The organism is Martinezella sp. CNPSo 3957, from assembly GCF_057784395.1.
On the sequence record NZ_JBXSOU010000001.1, the window covers coordinates 1010962 to 1025522 of the forward strand.

General features: G+C 58.3%; 10 protein-coding genes and 2 pseudogenes. 8 read left to right on the top strand and 4 right to left on the bottom strand.

Annotated features, from left to right (window positions below; all coding sequences use genetic code 11):
• The first annotated feature begins 195 nt into the window (after positions 1-195).
• Entirely contained in the window at positions 196-1806 is a 1611-nt protein-coding gene (locus AC13QE_RS04720; protein WP_488482787.1) for a hypothetical protein, read from the top strand.
• A gap of 53 nt (positions 1807-1859) precedes the next feature.
• Here AC13QE_RS04720 and AC13QE_RS04725 read toward each other — a convergent pair whose 3' ends face one another.
• Together AC13QE_RS04725 and AC13QE_RS04730 are read right to left on the bottom strand one after the other, a co-directional pair.
• Positions 1860-3236, bottom strand: coding sequence for a sigma-54-dependent transcriptional regulator (locus tag AC13QE_RS04725; RefSeq protein WP_488482788.1), 1377 nt, complete (start codon positions 3234-3236; stop codon positions 1860-1862).
• The gene (locus AC13QE_RS04730) at positions 3233-5110 is read right to left on the bottom strand and encodes a sensor histidine kinase (protein WP_488482789.1); all 1878 of its coding nucleotides are present in this window, start codon (positions 5108-5110) and stop codon (positions 3233-3235) included. Before AC13QE_RS04730 ends, AC13QE_RS04725 begins: the two co-directional genes overlap by 4 nt.
• A 218-nt stretch (positions 5111-5328) precedes the next feature.
• On the opposite strand from AC13QE_RS04730, the gene AC13QE_RS04735 reads away from it, so the two are divergent.
• From AC13QE_RS04735 to AC13QE_RS04760, 6 genes are all read left to right on the top strand, one after another.
• Positions 5329-6657: a dicarboxylate/amino acid:cation symporter gene (locus AC13QE_RS04735; protein ID WP_113231205.1), complete on the top strand. Its 1329-nt coding sequence runs from the start codon at positions 5329-5331 to the stop codon at positions 6655-6657.
• 297 nt (positions 6658-6954) lie between these two features.
• Positions 6955-7488 carry an NUDIX hydrolase gene (locus AC13QE_RS04740; protein WP_132718411.1) on the top strand — a complete coding sequence of 178 codons (534 nt, stop codon included), beginning with the start codon at positions 6955-6957 and terminating at the stop codon, positions 7486-7488.
• A gap of 301 nt (positions 7489-7789) precedes the next feature.
• Positions 7790-8035: a helix-turn-helix domain-containing protein gene (locus tag AC13QE_RS04745; protein WP_015343001.1), complete on the top strand. Its 246-nt coding sequence runs from the start codon at positions 7790-7792 to the stop codon at positions 8033-8035.
• Positions 8036-8406: 371 nt separating this feature from the next.
• Entirely contained in the window at positions 8407-8970 is a 564-nt protein-coding gene (locus tag AC13QE_RS04750; protein WP_488482790.1) for a DUF982 domain-containing protein, read from the top strand.
• A gap of 902 nt (positions 8971-9872) precedes the next feature.
• On the top strand, positions 9873-10565 hold the full coding sequence (locus tag AC13QE_RS04755; RefSeq protein WP_132718417.1) for an outer membrane protein: 693 nt from the start codon (positions 9873-9875) through the stop codon (positions 10563-10565).
• A gap of 53 nt (positions 10566-10618) precedes the next feature.
• Positions 10619-11809, top strand: coding sequence for a Hint domain-containing protein (locus AC13QE_RS04760; RefSeq protein ID WP_488482791.1), 1191 nt, complete (start codon positions 10619-10621; stop codon positions 11807-11809).
• A 65-nt stretch (positions 11810-11874) separates the two neighbouring features.
• Here AC13QE_RS04760 and AC13QE_RS04765 read toward each other — a convergent pair.
• Both AC13QE_RS04765 and AC13QE_RS04770 read right to left on the bottom strand, forming a co-directional pair.
• Positions 11875-12046: pseudogene (locus tag AC13QE_RS04765) on the bottom strand (transposase); the annotation flags it as partial.
• A gap of 36 nt (positions 12047-12082) precedes the next feature.
• Positions 12083-12372, bottom strand: a pseudogene (locus tag AC13QE_RS04770) (transposase family protein); the annotation flags it as partial.
• Positions 12373-12757: 385 nt separating this feature from the next.
• Between AC13QE_RS04770 and AC13QE_RS04775 the strand changes: the two are divergent.
• Positions 12758-14560, top strand: coding sequence for a Hint domain-containing protein (locus tag AC13QE_RS04775; protein ID WP_488482792.1), 1803 nt, complete (start codon positions 12758-12760; stop codon positions 14558-14560).
• Position 14561: the final 1 nt, after the last annotated feature.

Consider the following 14561-nt stretch of genomic DNA (forward strand, 5'->3'; position numbering starts at 1 on the left):
GCAGAAATGAGCTCGCGACCCTCCGGATCGCGAGCTTTTTTATTGCTCTTACTGTTGGCGCTGCCGGCCTAGCAAGTCAGCCTCGCTCCATCTTGTGAAGCGTAATGTTCGGCTGCCGAGGCTCCCCCGCTCGGCGTAGACCGCAGCGCGATTCTGCAAAGCGTATCGACATTGGCGAAAGAGGAATGCTTCTCCATGCAGCAAGTTGCTGACGACCGTACCCTGGATAAAAATGCGACTACGGGTGCGTTGTCGAAGCAACAGAGCGAGGCGAGGGATGCGCTGCTGAAACACCTGGTGTCGGGTGGCGATGAACGGCTGGATTGCGATCCGCTCACTGGCCTCAACATGTATGGCTATGGTCCGGCGCCCCGGCCCGAAGATCTCGCTTTCGGCTCGTCGACGGCATCGACCATATCCGCCGCCGCCTTTGCCGCGGTCGAATCCTTTTCCGCGGATCTGAGGCGGGAGATGGAGACAGGCTCGCCGACGGCTGTCTACGATCGCGAAATCGGGCGCGTGCGGGAGGATCTATTGCGCTTGCTCGGCCTCAACCAAGCGTCGGCACCCTGGATCGATGCGATCCTGGCCACATCGGGCACGGACATTCATCTCTTTTCGGCAGCACTGCTGGCGGGCGAGGATCAACGTGCCCTGATGACCATCACGCTGATGGGGAACGAAACGGGCAGCGGCGTCATGATGGCGTCGGCCGGGCGGCATTTCATGAGCCGCGTCAGCAGCGCACGGTCCGTCGCCAAGGGCGAAGAATTGCGGCCAGGGGACGCAACACGCAACGCCACCATTGCCGTGCGCAGCAAGGATGGTTCGCTTCGCGCCGATAGCGAGGTGGAAGAGGAGCTGCGCGGCCTCATCGAGCTTGCGCGCGCAGCCGGCCTCAGGTGCCTTCTCGTTGTAACAGACGTATCGAAGACCAGCCTGCTGGCGCCGAGCCTTGAGACCGTCATGCGTCTGAAGGAGCGTTTCGGCACCGTGCTGGATATCATGATCGATGCCTGCCAGTTTCGCTTGTCAGCGGCAACGATCCGCGCCTATCTCGCCCATGGTTTCATGGTCGCGCTGACGGGTTCGAAATTCCTCGCCGGACCGATTTTCAGCGGCGCGCTTCTGTGCCCGCCAGAAATGTCGGAACGCTTCAAATCGCGCACTCTGCCCGAAGCCTTGGCCGACTATTGCGGGAGGGCGGAGTGGCCAGAAGGCTGGGCGGCTCGCAATATCTTGCCGGACCGCGCCAATCTCGGCCTCCTGCTACGCTGGAAAGCCGCGCTGTTCGAACTCGGATGCTTCCTCGATATTCCTGAAGCCCGTGTAGTCACGGTTTTGTCCGCCTTTGCAGACGCAGTCTCCGATCGTCTTGCGAACGATCCGGCATTCGAGCCTTTGCAGAGCCGGCCGTTGGAGCGGCGTGAGCTGTGGGGCGCATCATCGGCTCTTCGCTGGGATGAAATTCCCTCCATCTTTTCGTTTTACCTGCGCAATTGCACAGATGGCGCCATGCTGACTGCAGCGGAAATGGTGGCGGTCTACAAGGAGCTGGCCGTCGAAGGCGATGGAGTTGCCTTGGTGCGTCTCGGCCAGCCCGTTCGCTGTGCCGATTTTGGTGACGTACCGGCAAGTGCTCTTAGAATTTGCCTGAGCGCGCCGCTGGTCGTGGCCGCTTCCAGGAGCGATGAAGCGCTTGCGGCGGTGGTCGCCCAAGCTATGCTGGTTCTGGATCGCACCGCCGAGGCAGCGACCCGACTAAGCGACGGTTCCAATGCCAAGGAAATGCGCCGCAGCGCCTGAAGCGCGTCGCGCCAACCCGCTTCGATTGGCATGATCCGCCGATCGGCAGCGGATCATGAGCCTCGGCGATCATCCCCGTCAAAGCCGGCAAAATCGCCTCTGACGATGCCGTGTCGCTGCAGCTTGTCGTAGAAGGTCTTTCTTGGAATGCCGAGCGCTTCGATGGTACGGCGCACATCTCCATTGTTCTGCGACAGGGTTTCGCGGATGAGTTCGGCTTCGTAGCGCTCTACCCGAGCGGGCAGCGGCAGGCCTTCATCCGCCGTCGGCGCTTCGTCAGATTTTGCTGCTGCCGTAGATTCGAGGCCGAGCACGAAGCGCTCGGCAAAATGCGAGAGTTCGCGAACATTGCCCGGCCAGTCGTGCTCCCGCAGATGGCGGCGCACTGTTGTGGACATGGCCGGCACCTCGCGGTTGAAGCGATTGGCGGCACGATCGGCGAAATGGCCGAAGAGCAGGGGAATGTCATCGCGCCGTTCACGCAATGGCGGAATGGAAAGCGTGACAACGTTGAGGCGATAATAGAGATCCTCGCGAAAATCGCCGCGCTGGCGGGGATCGCCGAGATCGACCTTCGCCGCCGCAACGACGCGAAGATCGACGGGGCGGACTTCATTGGTGCCGAGTGGCGTCACCTCGCGCATTTCCAGCACGCGCAGCATTTGCACCTGAATTGCCGGCGGCATGCTTTCGATCTCGTCGAGAAACAGGGTGCCGGCGCTTGAATGTTCGATGCGCCCAACGCGCTTCTTCTGGGCGCCAGTAAAAGCGCCCGGTTCGTGGCCGAAAAGCTCGCTCTCGATCACGGTTTCGGGCAGGGCACCGCAGTTCAGCGCGACGAAATTGCCCTTCGCTCGCCGGCTCCACCGATGCAGCAGGCTCGCCACCACTTCCTTGCCGCTGCCAGTCTCTCCCGTGACAAGCACATCGACATCCGTATCGGCGATCTGCCGCAATGTATGGCGCAGCCGCTCGATGGCGGGAGTCTGTCCGATCAGCGGCAGATCGCCCTGCGCCTGCTCCGCCGCCTGCCGCAAAGCGCGGTTCTCCAGAACGAGCCGCCGCTTCTCGGCCGCACGTCGCACGCTCTGCACCAATCGATCTGTGGCGAAGGGCTTCGCGATGAAATCATAAGCGCCATCCTGGATCGCCTGAACCGCCATCGGAATATCGCCATGACCCGTCACCAGAATGACCGGCAGATCGGCGTCGAGCGCCTTGATGCGAGCGAAGAGCTGCTGCCCGTCCATCTGCGGCATGCGGATATCGGAGACAACGACACCGGCAAAATCGGCTCTGAGAGCATGGAGCGCTTCGCTTGCCGCAGAAAAGGCGGAGACGGCAAAGCCAGCCAGTTCAAGCGTCTGTTTCGTCGCTCTCAACAGATCCCTATCGTCGTCGATCAGGAAAACGGGGGAACTCTCACTCATGGTGTGGCCTTGCGCAAATGGACGGTGAAGCGTGTGCCGCTGTCATTGCTCTCGACATCGATCCGGCCGCCATAATCGACGACGATATCCTTTGAAATGACGAGACCAAGGCCGAGGCCTTTTTCCTTGGACGTGTTGAAGGGTGTAAACAGCGAGTCGAGGATCGCCGCGGGAATGCCGGGGCCGTTGTCAGAAACCACAATCTCGACCTCCTCTGAAGTTTCATGCACCGACACCTCCACCTTGGCCTCGTCGCGACCTTCCAGGGCCTCCAGAGCATTCTGAAAGAGATTGATCAGCACTTGTTCCAGGCGGATGCGGGTCCCCACAACGCCGAGCCCCGTTGGCGGCAACTCGATCTTCAGCGCATCCAGCCGACCGGCAAAACGGCTCCTCAGCAGGACCACGGCCCCCTCTATCACGCTTCTGAGATCAACCGGCTCCGGTGCAGTCCTTCCCTTGCGGGCAAAGGCCTTCAGTTCTTCGGTGATCGTGCCGATACGCTCCGTCAACGCCGCGATCGCCGAAAGATTTTCCTTCACCGGCTCCGTCTGCTGCCGATCAAGGAAGACATTGGCATTCTCAGCATAGGCACGGATCGTCGCCACCGGCTGATTGATTTCATGGGCTACGCCGGCGGCGACCTGACCCAGGATGGCAAGGCGATTGGCCTGCACGAGATCCTGCTGCACACCCTGCAGCTTGGCTTCCGTCGCACGGTGGTCTGCAATTTCCGCCTCCAGCCGATCGCGGGCCTGGCTTAAGTCCTCCGTGCGCTCAAGAACCCGGCGCTCCAATTCTTCACGCGCGATCCGGCTGACGGCGATCTGCATGGCCGATACGTCGCGGCGTCGCAGCAGGAAAGCAGCGAATGCGAGGATCGGCAGAAGAACGGTCAAGGTAAGGAAGCGCGTCTCGCGCACGGATGAAGCGATCGCCTGATCGGTCGGGATCAGATAGCCGAGCTGCCAGGGCGTCGATGGAACCGCAACGGTCAGCTGCAAATATTCGGCAGCGCTGCTTCCGGGCAGAACGGCGCGCACGATGGTTGCATCCGGACCAACTTTTTCGGGATGACTGACGGGAAGCGGTGAAAGCGGTGCTGCGCCGAATTGCAGGCTTTTTCGAATCGCGTCGGCTTCCTCGCGCGCAAGGGGAGCAGTCGTCATGAAGCGCCATGAGGGCAGGCTGGTGATGAGCACGACACCGCGTTCGTCGGTCACGTAAGCGGGACGGCCGGTCTCGCTCCAGTCAGCCTCCAGCTGATCGAACTCCATCTTCACCACAACGACACCGAGCGCAGAGCCGACATCGCCGACACGCCGGGAAATGTAGAGGCCAGGGCGATTGCTGACCGTGCCGAGCGCATAATGTTCGGCGGTTCCCGCTTCCATGGCTTTGCGGAAGTAGTCACGAAAGGAATAGTCGTTGCCGACGAAACTCAAGGGCTCGCGCCAGTTGCTGGAAGCCATGGCAACGCCGTCCTTGCCGGTGACGTAAAGGACGGATGCGCTGGTGCCGGAGACGAGACTTTCGAGCTTACGGTCCAGGGCGACAACATCGTCGATGTGCTTCTCGGCGAGCGCATCTCGCACCTGCTGATCGTCGGCCAGCAAGAGCGGCAGGGCGCGCGGACGTTCGAGGACTGCGCGCAGCAGGGCAACCTTGAGGTTCGCATCCGTGTGCCCCTGCCTCTGCAGCGTTTCTATTGCCGAGAGCCGACCATAGAAATTCGCGCCATAAAGACCAGCCGCAATGACAGCCGCACTTAGAAACGCAAACACGAGCCAGACCCGGCGTGAGCGCCGGCCCAGTTGCTCGGGCGTTAGAAATCGTTCGTTGGCCGGGCGCTGCAGCATTGCCGTATTGTGCATGATTTCGCGCGCGCCGCAATTCGATCTGTGCGAATAGTCGCACAGATCGATGATCTTGGATCCGCGCCGGAAATTAAAACTCAACAAAAGCAATGTGTTAAAATCATGACGCGCATTTGGCACGGTCATTGCAATAAATGATGAAACAGTCGGAGGCTGTTGAATTCTAGTCGTCGCCCGGAGGGCCGAGAGATCGGTTGGGCTTAACGGAGGACATCATGATTGCTCCCATCGCTGCCGCGGAAACGCGCGCCAAAGTTCCCTTCTACCGGCATCTCTATGTGCAGGTTCTCACCGCCATCGCTGCCGGCATCCTGCTTGGTCACTATTATCCGCAGCTCGGTACATCGCTGCAGCCGCTGGGCGACGCCTTCATCAAGCTGGTGCGCATGGTCATCGCGCCGGTCATCTTCCTGACGGTCACGACCGGCATCGCCGGCATGTCGGACTTGAAGAAATTCGGTCGTGTCGTCGGCAAGTCGTTCATCTACTTCCTGACCTTCTCGACTTTGGCGCTGATCGTCGGTCTCATCATTGCCAACGTCGTGCAGCCGGGTGCCGGCATGCACATCAATCCGGCGACGCTGGATACGAAGGCCGTCAACAATTATGCGGCACAGGCCCATGATGCGTCGGTCGTCGGCTTCCTGATGAACATCATTCCGGATACCATCGTCGGCGCTTTCGCCAAGGGCGATATTCTCCAGGTGCTGTTCTTCTCGGTCGTCTTCGGCATTGCGCTTGGCGCTGCCGGCGAACGTGGCCGTCCGGTGACGGATTTCCTGCAGGCATTGACCACGCCGATCTTCCGCATGGTTGCCCTGCTGATGAAGTTCGCTCCCATCGGTGCCTTCGGCGCCATGGCGTTTACCATCGGCAAATATGGTATCGGCACGATCGCCAATCTGGCCTTCCTGATCGGCACCTTCTACGCCACGTCGCTGCTGTTCGTGCTCGTCGTGCTCGGCGCCGTTGCCCGCTATAACGGCTTCTCGATCCTGGCGCTGATCCGCTACATCAAGGAAGAGCTGCTGCTCGTTCTCGGCACCTCGTCGTCCGAAGCTGCATTGCCGGGCCTGATGAACAAGATGGAGCGTGCCGGCTGCAAACGCTCCGTCGTCGGCCTCGTCATCCCCACGGGCTACTCCTTCAACCTGGATGGCACCAATATCTATATGACGCTGGCGGCGCTGTTCATCGCTCAGGCAACCGATACGCCGCTGACCTTCGGCGACCAGATCTTGCTGCTGCTCGTCGCGATGTTGAGCTCCAAGGGTGCTGCTGGCATCACCGGTGCAGGCTTCATCACGCTTGCTGCTACCCTTGCTGTCGTACCGTCGGTTCCGATCGCCGGCATGGCGCTGATCCTCGGCATCGACCGCTTCATGTCCGAATGCCGTGCACTGACGAACTTCGTCGGCAATGCGGTAGCCACGGTCGTCGTCGCCCGCTGGGAAAATGAACTCGACCAGACCAAGTTTGCCGCCGCCATGGCGGGGCAATTGAGCGAAGAGATCGAGGTGCCTGCCCTGCAGGCGGCCGAGTAAACTTCGCATCATCCTCCCAAGGATGAAACGGCCCTTTCGAGGGCCGTTTTTCCACTTCCGTGCCGTTTGATCACAGTTTCGTGTAGCACCGCCAGATGGCTGCTGCCCCTCGCATCATCAACAGCCGCCTTCATAAAACTGTCACTGCAACAGCTCACAGCATCATACTGACAGTTGTGAATTTCGACGAAACCCAAGCGGACAGGAGGGCAGCGTGTCACAGACGATTTTTGTGAGCACAAGCCAGCCAGCTTCGAGGAACATGTGCGTCGATCGACCATGTCGCGAGTAGCGCACATGGCCTCCTCACTCTCAGCGCAGCAAAAAGCCTTGCGACGGTCGGAGAGCTTTCTGTCCGAACTTGCCTCTCATGCGGACGAGTTGCTGCACGGCCAGGTCCATGAGCAATATGCCGCCATCTGCTACAGGAAGACGCCCGACTGCGATGAAGCCGAGATGCTCGTCGTCACCAGCCGGGAAAGCGGCCGATGGGTCGTGCCCAAGGGCTGGCCGATCAAGGGCAAGAAGCCGCATGAAGTTGCTGCCATCGAGGCTTACGAAGAAGCCGGCGTACGCGGCAAGGTTAAGAAAAAGCCGTTCGGCTATTTCACCTATTTAAAGCAGCTTGCCGACGGTAATCGCGTTCCCTGCATTGTCGGATTGCATCTGCTTGAGGTTGAGCAGACCTTTCAGGACTTCCCGGAGCGAGGCCAGCGCCGTGTCGAGTGGGTTTCCTTCGTCGAAGCAGCCAACCGTGTGCGTGAACCGGAACTCAAGGGACTTTTACTTGCGGCTGAGCGCAAGGTGCGCAAGGCAAAAGGCCGGAAGTGATCGTCATCGTTGCAGGTGGCGTTCGCAGCCGGGCGGCGGCAACCGTCTCAAGACGACGCGCAGCAGAGTTCGTTCTTCTGTAACCCTGACGTGTCGTCGCCATCACAGAATATTAAATTTCGAAATGAGCTGAGAGCCAAGCGATTGGCTGCTATGCGCCTGCGTGCTTGCCCTCGCCGCATTGATGCCTATATTGACGCAGCGTTCGGCCGCTTTTGTTTGGGCCGATTTGCCTCATGGCTGCAATAGCTGCCTTCACCCGGCAACGATTTGGCCGGCGGACTTTGGAAGGAGAAATTTCATGTCCATTACTCCGAATAATATCGATAGTTCAAAGGTTTCTACCGTTCCTGATGGTGAGATCGCTGCTGCCGTGCGGCAGGCGCGTGAAGCCATCGGCTACACCGTTGACGACCTCTCGGAAACCTGCGGCCTCACCAGTGAGGAAATCATTGAAATCGAGGCTGGAGCCGAGGCCGATCCGGCAAAACTTCGCCGTATTGCCACCGCATTACAGGTTCCGCCATCGACTTTCTTCATCGTCTGAGCAGGCGGCGCACTTCGGTGCGCCCCTTCAACGTTCCGACGGCTTTTTTCGTCGCAAAACACCGCAGATCTTGACGCGACATGCACCGGGTCGGCGTGACGACTTCCGAAGAGCGCCTGTCGCGCTCACGCATGTCTATCGGCTTTTTAAGCGAAAACTCCCATAATTATACATCGAAAATAAGCCAATATTCGTATGATTTTATGAGTATTCGCTCTTTTTCCTGTCGCGATACTGGTCAAAATCGTTTCAAAGCTTTAACCTGTACCAATCAAATACGTTTTATTAGTCGTACTTTTATCGAAGCAGCATGATACGGCACGCCAGCCGTAAGTGAGATGTATTCGATGGCGCTCATTGGGACGTACAGCATGCGGCGGAATGATGAGAATGGCGGCGCCGACCTCGATCATGGTGAGCAGCTCGTTAATTCAATCCCTGTTGAAGTTCCCAGTCCTCAGACGAAGGCGGATGACCGCCCGCCAATACCCCAGGAGCGAACGCAAGCTGAAGGGAGTAGTTTGGATCGGGCGCCAGCTAAAGAGGACAAACTAGCAGCCCTGGACCAGATCGCTCGGGACATGACATTGCTCGCCACGCTCGTGACGAGACGGCGACACGCGAAATCCGAAAACGCCGGGGATCAAGATCAGGCGCCGCCATTTGACGCCTCCAACGATCCAGAAGAGCTGGCATTCGCGCCTATCGGCATTGCACCGCCTGATGGCGGCGAGCTTCAATTCATCGCTTCAATTGGCCAGGCGATCGAGTATCTTACCACGCAATGGCCGATCCGCAGCGGGGATGCCTTCGAAGAAGCGCTGCAAGCCTGTATCGACGGCGTCAAAGGCAGAGCCTCGCCTGAACAGGTTCGCTCTGCTTTCCTGAAGGCAGCGGATGCGGTGAGTATACGCGTTGTTACCTCCGGCGATTAAAGGCCGGTCTGTTAACCTTCCCGTCCTCTGAAATCCCAAAGCGCTACAGCGTGTGCGAGAAAAGACGCAACTGCATGGTGAGCCACGCATGGTGCAAACGAGGAGGCCCGACCGGTGCTTGAAGCAAGGCGGCCGGGCCTCCCGTCCATCGCAAATTGGCGGTTGCGATAGCTCCAAAGATGTGGCTTTTCACCGTCCTGTCGTCCATACGCAAAGCGACAGCAGAGGTCCGATTGCGTCTGACGTTGGAAAGCCGGTTTTAAAGTAAGCCGATACCTAACGCCCGACACGCCACCTGTCTCGCAATGCTGCAGCCCGAGATGCCGCCAGTTCTTCTCCCGTTTGAATGCTATTGCGAGCACAGACCATATACGTCTGCTTTCGCGCATGCACTGCCGGCAGGTTCTTTCCGAAAGGGATGTTGGGGCAGGGCATTGCGCGCAGTTGGGAGGCCAGACGTTCCTTCAAAGGGTCCGCCCCGTCAGGCCTCCCGGCGCAGCAGATTGATATCTGCGGTAGCGCTCGAAACGTGCAGAACAGCGCGTAGACTGTCTATATCGAAAGCGACAGGCTGCATCCAATTACGTCACCGGAAATTGACGGCGGCCTTTTGCCGACGAAACAAGTTATTCGCATGCAGCGACGCGAAGCCGGCCTTCCGATTCTAAACCGTGTTGATCGGCAACGGTAGATTCCGGAGTATTTGGGTGATCCAACAGTATAGAATCGCCATTACCTCAATACATATTGCGACAGCGTTATACAAATAATGTATAGTTTATAAAAATATTTATTAGCAATTACGTATTTACAGCTATAATCGCGTCGATATTATGGCTTCAACGTGAACTTTCACAAGTTACATGTTGAATCTCGTGAATTCCTTTAAGGAGAATTTTCGAATGCGCAAGTTTTTGGGATCCACCGTTTTTCTGATGGCGGCGGTTGCGGGGAGTACCGTTTATGCAGCAGACCTTGCGGTTTCCACGCCGCCTCAAGCCCCTGTCGAAGCGGCGCCGGTATTTTCGTGGACCGGCTTCTATGTGGGTCTGAACGCCGGCGGCGGTTTCGGCGGCAACGACAATGTCGGTTTCCATTCGTTCGGAGATTATCTTGGCAGGTATGGCAAGCTTGAGGGATCCGGTTTTCTCGGTGGTGGCCAGATCGGCTATAATTATCAGTTTGACCCGAACTGGGTAGTCGGCCTTGAAGCTGATTTCCAGGGTGCTGACATCAGCGATTCCTTCAGAAGCGATATCGCGAGCGCATCTTCAAAGATCGACTGGTACGGCACTGTCCGTCCTCGCATCGGTTACGCCTATGACAATACCTTGTTCTACGGCACCGGCGGTCTCGCCTATGGGCATGTCAACTATAAGGGTGCATTGGCTGGCGTCGGCTTCGACGATGACAAGACAAAGGCCGGCTGGACTGTCGGCGCCGGTGTCGAACACGCCTTCACCGATCATGTGACGGCAAAACTCGAATATCAGTATGTCGATTTTGGCAGCAGCAAATTTGGGGGAGATGCCCTCAACACAAAAGGCAGCCTTGATTTTCATGCCGTTCGGGTGGGTCTGAACTACAAGTTCTGACGACAGCTTTGCCTTGAAAGACAACATGTTAATCTGTCGGAGAGGATAATAACATGGCTTTGATTGGCATCGACCTAATTAACAACGGCACGACCAGGATTGATAGTAGCAATGCAGGCACTCCCTCGGATAGCATCCAACTTAATCTTGTTGCCAACGGCACGATGATTGTTGACGGCGTTGATGTCGAGATCAGTAGCATCGTCGGCATCGGCGCGGCTTCAAATACAACGATCAAAGCGATCGGTGGTGCGAATGTGACGATCAATGCCGGCCTCGCAAATGTCGGGGCCGCTTCGACCTATACTTATGCGATAGGTTCCAATTCGAGTATTACGGCGGATGTGGGCCTGCCTACTGTTGACCTTTTAAACGGAGCTACCGTGGATTTTGCCGATGCAAACGGCAGTGGGCTGTTCGCCTACGATCCAGGCGGCATCAATTTGAGCCTCTCGGCCCCGCCGAACGTCGTAAACGTTCAATCGGGAGACAGGATCGAGGTGGTAGGCTCGAACGTCGTCTCTCAAGCAGGGAATACTATCACCTTCTTCGGTGGTTTGTTGAACGCGATACCGTTCGGCTCCTATACCATCCCTGTGGGTGTCACCTACACCTACGATGCCAACACAGACAGCCTGACTTTTACGAGCTGCTTCCTGCGTGGCACACTCATTCGCACACCCGAGGGAGATACTCCGGTCGAGGACTTACGGGCGGGCGATCTTGTGGTCACCCACAAAGGCGTTGCGGAAATCAGATGGGTCGGACGGCGTCGGATTGATCCGAAGGCGATCGATAAGCCACGCGATACCCTTCCCGTTCGCATACAGGCGGGCGCCCTTGCCGAAAACGTCCCTTACCGGGATCTTTACGTTTCGCCGGACCGTTGCATGTTTCTGGAGGAATCGTTGATTCCAGCAAAATTCCTCCTCAACGGTACGACGATCACGCAGGAGACGACTTTGGTGCCGTTCGAGTATTACCATATCGAGCTCGAACAGCATTCGATCATTCTTGCCGAAGGCGCACAGACCGAGACATATCTCGCTCTTGGTGGTCGTATGTCCTTCCTTGAGCCTGGGGTATTGCGCTTCGGTTCCTTTGCAGGCACGGCAACGCGCACCTGGAATGACTGGTGCTATCCACCAGTCTATGCCGGCAGAGTGCTCCAGCAAGCCCGTATGTCTATTGAAAGGCGGGCGGAAGAAATGGGCTATCGCGTCCGCGAGGCTGAAGCATCCTGAAAGAAGAATAACGCGATAAGACGATGCTGTTTCGTCCTATTTACTAGGCGGTGGAGACGATTTAACTATTTAAGCCATATGGCGATAGCAACGAGTTTGAGAAGCCATGAAGTTTGCGGCAACTTATCGTAGCGGTTGCCACGCGACGGAACTGTTTGAGCTTGTTGAAGAAGCGCTCAATGCGGCTGCGCTCCTTATAAGTCCAGTGTCGTAGGCTCGCTTAGTTTTCCGATCCCAGGATGACGAGTTCAGTTCCCGCTTTCTGGTGGTCAGCCCGCCCCGAGATCGCCCCAGGCCCCGGCATCCGTCCCCCTTTGACTTTGTGTGCGTCCGGCGGCGTGTTGATGGGTACAAACGATGGTCGAATCGATCATCAGCCATTCGAGATCTGCTTCACGAGCAAGCGCCGCAAGCATATCGTCCAGCACGCTCACGTTGATCCAGCGATAAGAGCGTCCCCTTGCAGAACGCCAGCCGTCCGGATGCTCGGGCGGGTCACGCCAGCGGCGGCCGGAGCGAGCCATCCACAAAAGCGCATTGGGAAACAATCGGTTATTGATCCGAGAAAAGCTGGCGAACGATCCATCGGCAGCCTTTAAGCGGTAAGCGAGGTACCCCGAGACGCTGCACCCATCTCACAACCAGAGGCTATGGTGCGTGTGATTCCGCGTTGGAAAGTCGACTACGCTTCGGAGAAAATCAGAAAATACCTCTATTAGACTATGATCATAAAGATTTTGTCGCGTTTTATACTGTCATGACGGGAATGGTGTGGCAGGGGCGGGATTGCCTGGACAAAAGTGCCAATGGTCTTTGCATGCTCTGGAGTTCCTCGTGCTACGGCGTTGAAGGAGATGTGCGAAGGGCGAACCGAAGCTCCATCGTCCTACGCGATGAGGGTCAGCATAGACTAGTTCTGAACTCGTTTATTTCAACGGAGCAAGAAACATGGCGGAAGGCAATTATAGTGCCACCACTGCGAGTGGCGTACAGTATAATCTGACCTACAACCCTGGTGGCCCACTTGGGATAGGTGCAAATTACGACCTCACCATCACCAACCCTGACGCTACGACAACAACGGTAACCAATATCGCGCCAGGCAATGTCGCGACGCCGGTTAATGGCACCAGTTCGCTGTCCATCCTATCGGTTCTCGGAAACACCAACTATGTCGTGGCCCCCGGCGCGACGGCAACCGTCAACATTACCGCTGCGCTATTAGGCTCGTCCACGGTCTATGTGGGCGGCAACGCCACTATCAATTCGGGTATTAGCGCCCTGAGCAGCATGACCGTCATCGTTGACGGCGGCACCGCCACCGCTGCCGGCGGCTCGGTCCTCGGAGCGCTGAGCGGCTTGACTGTCGATATCGAGAATGGCGGCACGTTCACCAACGGAACGGCCTTGGTGAGCGCGCTGAACGGCACGACCATCAACTTCGGCGCTGGCGGCGGCACGTTCGTCGCGAACGCCGGTGGGGCGGTTCTCGATCTTTCGTCGACGACCATCAATAGTTTCGATGCCGCGACGGACAAGATCGAATTCCAGGGGCTGGCCGGATCGGTCGATCACTACACCATCACTTCGAGCGGCGGCTCCCAGACGATCAGCCTTTTCGACAGCAGCAACAATCCGCTCGGAAATGTCAGCGTTGCTGGCACCAGTTTCACGACCGGCACTTTCACAGCCGGCCAGGCGGGTCCGCTGACAATCACTGCGAATGGCGCGGCGATAGACATTACTCCGGTGGCAACACCCTGCTTCGTTTCCGGAACGCGTATCCTCACCGCGCGCGGCGAGGTCGCCGTCGAAGATCTGAGGGTTGGCGATCTGGCGATCACGGCGACCGGCGAAGCCCGTCCGATAATTTGGATCGGCAACAAGCGGGTCGAGCGGCCGGTGCGCAACGAGTGGCCGGTCCGGGTTCGTGCCGGCGCCTTCGGCGATAACCTGCCCGCTCGCGATCTGCTGCTGTCCGGCGGCCATGCGGTGTGCGTGGACTTGATGGGCGAAGTGTTCGTGCCGGTCGGCGAGCTGGCCAATGGCGCGACGATCGTCCGCGAGGAGTGGCCCGAGGTCACATATTGGCATGTGGAGTTGGAAAGCCATGATGTGCTGATGGCCGAGGGCCTGGGCTGCGAGAGCTACATGGAAGTAGGCAATCGCGCTTTCTTCGGCAAGGCTTATGGTCGCCTTGTCGAGGTCGACGCCGCTCAGCGTGTGGCCGAGAGCCTGACCCGCTATGCCCGTCCCTTCGTCGACCGCGGTGTCCTCGTCGAGGCGATGCGCGAGCGCTTGATCGCGCGGGCCGAATCACTCGGCTGGAGCCGGGCTGCGGATATGGACCTGCACATGCTGGTTGACGGCAAACGCGTGGAGGGGCAGATCGACGGCGACCTTGCCCGGTTCATCTTCCCGGCTTCTGCCAAGACGGCGAGCCTGGTGTCGCGGACCTTTTCTCCCGGCCGCGAGGTTCGTGCGCTCGGCGTGCGGTTTGAGAGCCTGCGTATCTTCGATGGCCTCAAGACCGATCATGACGTTGCATTGGACGGTCTCGTCGGCCTGCATCCCGAAGAGCTCGCTGCAGGTTGCAACTGGTCGTGGACCAATGGTCATCTCGTGCTGCCGGCCACGCTGTGGGCCGATTGCAAGGGTCATGTGATCCTGCGCCTGACAGGCTATGCGGAGGCCGGCCAACCTTGGGTGGCACCGGAAGAAACGGACGTGGCGGGGCTTCGCGCCGCCTGAG

What these genes read in the sequence shown, in the direction of transcription:
- AC13QE_RS04730 (WP_488482789.1), bottom strand. Translation starts at nt 5,110, where the DNA reads ATGCACAATACGGCAATGCTGCAGCGCCCGGCCAACGAACGATTTCTA.
- AC13QE_RS04725 (WP_488482788.1), bottom strand. Translation starts at nt 3,236, where the DNA reads ATGAGTGAGAGTTCCCCCGTTTTCCTGATCGACGACGATAGGGATCTG.
- AC13QE_RS04745 (WP_015343001.1), top strand. Translation starts at nt 7,790, where the DNA reads ATGTCCATTACTCCGAATAATATCGATAGTTCAAAGGTTTCTACCGTT.
- AC13QE_RS04755 (WP_132718417.1), top strand. Translation starts at nt 9,873, where the DNA reads ATGCGCAAGTTTTTGGGATCCACCGTTTTTCTGATGGCGGCGGTTGCG.
- AC13QE_RS04720 (WP_488482787.1), top strand. Translation starts at nt 196, where the DNA reads ATGCAGCAAGTTGCTGACGACCGTACCCTGGATAAAAATGCGACTACG.
- AC13QE_RS04760 (WP_488482791.1), top strand. Translation starts at nt 10,619, where the DNA reads ATGGCTTTGATTGGCATCGACCTAATTAACAACGGCACGACCAGGATT.
- AC13QE_RS04735 (WP_113231205.1), top strand. Translation starts at nt 5,329, where the DNA reads ATGATTGCTCCCATCGCTGCCGCGGAAACGCGCGCCAAAGTTCCCTTC.
- AC13QE_RS04775 (WP_488482792.1), top strand. Translation starts at nt 12,758, where the DNA reads ATGGCGGAAGGCAATTATAGTGCCACCACTGCGAGTGGCGTACAGTAT.
- AC13QE_RS04740 (WP_132718411.1), top strand. Translation starts at nt 6,955, where the DNA reads ATGGCCTCCTCACTCTCAGCGCAGCAAAAAGCCTTGCGACGGTCGGAG.
- AC13QE_RS04750 (WP_488482790.1), top strand. Translation starts at nt 8,407, where the DNA reads ATGCGGCGGAATGATGAGAATGGCGGCGCCGACCTCGATCATGGTGAG.